This is a genomic window from Helicobacter labetoulli, from assembly GCF_003670275.1.
GTDB classification, from domain to species: domain Bacteria; phylum Campylobacterota; class Campylobacteria; order Campylobacterales; family Helicobacteraceae; genus Helicobacter_C; species Helicobacter_C labetoulli.
Genome location: NZ_QXJF01000004.1, coordinates 141,352 through 143,882, shown reverse-complemented (window position 1 = coordinate 143,882; position 2,531 = coordinate 141,352). Strand labels below are relative to the sequence as shown.

General features: G+C 37.7%; 2 protein-coding genes and 1 pseudogene. 2 read left to right on the top strand and 1 reads right to left on the bottom strand.

Translation table 11 applies throughout. The annotated features are described in order from the left end of the window. Both EBF12_RS02960 and EBF12_RS02955 read left to right on the top strand, forming a co-directional pair. The coding region (locus EBF12_RS02960) for a hypothetical protein (protein WP_121726334.1) at positions 1-233 on the top strand (233 nt) is incomplete at its 5' end. 162 nt (positions 234-395) lie between these two features. Continuing rightward, positions 396-1,148 carry a hypothetical protein gene (locus EBF12_RS02955; RefSeq protein WP_121726333.1) on the top strand — a complete coding sequence of 251 codons (753 nt, stop codon included), beginning with the start codon at positions 396-398 and terminating at the stop codon, positions 1,146-1,148. Positions 1,149-1,207: 59 nt separating this feature from the next. On the opposite strand, the pseudogene EBF12_RS02950 reads toward EBF12_RS02955, so the two are convergent. Further along, positions 1,208-2,531: pseudogene (locus EBF12_RS02950) on the bottom strand (hypothetical protein); the annotation flags it as partial.

Genomic DNA, 2,531 nt, shown 5'->3' with positions numbered 1-2,531 from the left:
ATGATTTACGCTTTTCACCTGTGACTTACCCCGATATTTCCAAAGAGAAATGGGCGGATTTAATTGAGAGTGGAGAAGTTAAGATTGTTGCTCCAACACAAGGCTCTGGAAGTGGGTTAAATTACATTTGGACCGATGAAACAAGGGAAGAAGCTCAGAGAGAAGGATATAAGCAGGGAGATAGTTATGTAAAAAGTGTCATCGCAAATGGAACTTATAGGATTGTTAATTAATACACGCCTTATCATTTATCAGCTATTAAGTATTCTTGTGTTTTAATCTTTTTAGATAGAGATAAAGCGGAGGAGTTTTTAAATGAAAAATAAAGCTACACAGAACCAATCAAATATGCGGGATACATTAGTTGCTAAATTTAAAAACGATTGGTTGAGACTATGATATACAATACGATGCAACTTGAGGATTATGAATTTTATTTCTCAAAAGAGAGAATGAATAGTTATGATAGCGTGGAACAACATAACAAAAATTTGCATTTAATTTCTAGCATAAGCCTATATATTGGAATATTTGAATTATTTTTTCGAAATAAAATTGATAGTGTTATTAGAGATAAAACAGACAATGAAGAATGGCTCTTTAATCTAATGAACAGCTTCAATCTGTTGAGCTTTGATGCTATGAGTGAAATTGAGAAAAATATGTATCAAAATTTTAGGAAAGTCAATAGAGAGCAAGCAAAGACTCATTCACAGATTGTTTCGAGATTGACATTTGGTTTTTGGGTAAATCTCAGCAAACTCCTAATTTTTGGCTGGGAAGATCATGGATTTGCAAAAGTAAATTATACGGAAATTCTTGATGTGTCAAAAATTGATTTGAGAAAATATGACATAAATAATCATATCTTGTATGACAATAGACTTAAGCTTATATTCATTGTCAGGCTAATACAGCACATTAGAAATAGAGTCTTCCATTGGGAAAATCTACTTAAAATCAAACGAGAAGATAATGGCAGACACATATCAAATATATCAGCATCAGAAAAGGGTAAAACAATGCGGATATTGCCCAAAAACATTGAGATATTTTTAAGTGATGTCTTGGAATGTATCGACAGAAAGATAGTGCAAGAGATAATAACTCCCAAGAATCCGAAGATAATTGGGAGGAACGGAATTTAACCCGAAAGTCGGTGTGATTATACGCAAAATATTAGTAAATGTCAAGATATATACTTTAGTTACGGTCGGATAACATCTGGTCCAAACGCTCCTCCCGTTACTCCCCCTCCAGCACCTCCAAGTGGTGTTTGAGCTTCTCCCTTTAAGAATCTTTCAAATTGTGTTAGCCTATTTGGAGACATATTACCAAGCTCTCTCCTAAAGATTTCTTTTCCTTGATTTGACATTGCATTATATTGCATAGCCATTTTTGGTGTAAAGTTATATCCACCAACATAAGGAGCATTTATAACTCCTGCACTTGGTGTTGGTGCTGCTCCTGCCCTTCCTACAGAATCTAGAAGTGAAGTAGCACTCTTACTTGCTGTTGCTCTAGCAGCTCCTACACCAGCAGCCATCATAGAATCTCCACCTATAATTCCCATATTAGCTAAACCTTTACCCATAGCTCCACCGGGTAAAAACATAGCTGCAGCACCAGCTACTTGTCCAGCAGCCGCAACTCCAGAGTTAATAGCACCATAGGTAGAGGCAGACATACCCATACTGAGTGCTGCTCCTGCTATTGCACTACCACCGCTGACATTTGTTCCAAAGCTATAATTTCTAGATTCATTATGTGAGAAGCTTACGCCGGATTGGAAACTGCCTTGCTTTCCGCCGCTTGAATTAACATTCATATCTCCAAAAACATTTCCAGCCGACATTGAAAATCTCTGTGAAGTTGATTGAGCGCCCATACTTACAAAATCCCCCTCAGCTATTGCCTGTTCTATTCCTTTAGCTCGCTTCACGCCCGCATCTTGTGCAACTTCTTGGTTGTATGTATTATCGACACCTTTTTTAAAATCTGTTTTGTTGAAGTTTGCTTGCATTTTATCGCCAATCGATTCACCTCCCAGTAAGTGTTTGTTTACCAAATTTGCTACACCCAGAGATGGATTTGCAGCCAGTAGCACATCAGTGATATTGCCAACATTGTCTGATGTCTTTTTTAATGTTGAACTCTGTGCATTTTCTCCTGCGACCATTTCAGCTTGTTTTGTAAGTTCTTCTGCCGCAACTTTAGCACCAGATGCGAAATTATTGGCATCTCCTATTTCCTTACCAGTTTGTGCTAATGTTTGTAAGTGTTTTCCAAGTGCATAATCAGACCCCATATCCATTCTTCCTTTAGCATCTCTTACGCCTACACTTACTTTCGCTGAGTGTTCCGCAGATTGCTCAAATGCTTTTTCCATTGCAGCCCCAGCATTTGCACCTATCATATTTGATTCGCTTCCATGTGCGCTCACAGACAAACTATGTCCCCTTAACGCTATAGCATTACTCACTCTCCCCATAGATTCTGCTATCTTTATGTTGCCTCCATTTGTTTCCGAT

Excerpts from the sequence above, each read along its gene's own strand:
- EBF12_RS02955 (WP_121726333.1), top strand. The coding sequence starts at position 396 with ATGATATACAATACGATGCAACTTGAGGATTATGAATTTTATTTCTCA.